This is a genomic window from Paraburkholderia sp. SIMBA_053 (genome assembly GCF_046534895.1).
Taxonomy (GTDB): domain Bacteria; phylum Pseudomonadota; class Gammaproteobacteria; order Burkholderiales; family Burkholderiaceae; genus Paraburkholderia; species Paraburkholderia caledonica.
In genome coordinates, this window is the sequence record NZ_JAWRXU010001756.1 from 1 (window position 1) to 234 (window position 234).

1 protein-coding gene is annotated in these 234 nt (G+C 66.2%); it reads left to right on the plus strand.

Features of this window, described 5'->3' with window-relative positions; translation table 11 throughout:
* Positions 1-2 precede the first annotated feature (2 nt).
* Positions 3-234 (plus strand): MmgE/PrpD family protein (locus SB753_RS41545; protein WP_410805753.1); only part of this gene is annotated, 232 nt, incomplete at its 3' end.

The following is a 234-nucleotide window of genomic DNA, read 5'->3' on the forward strand; positions in this document are numbered from 1 at the left end:
CGATCGACAGCGCGCTCGCGCTGGAAACCGCGCGTCATTGCCTGATCGATACGCTCGGCTGCGGACTCGAGGCGCTCACCTACCCTGCCTGCACCAAGCTGTTGGGACCCATCGTGCCGGGCACGATCGTCCCCAACGGCGCCAAGGTGCCGGGCACGTCGTTCCAGCTCGACCCGGTTCAGGCCGCGTTCAACATCGGCGCGATGATCCGCTGGCTCGACTTCAACGACACCT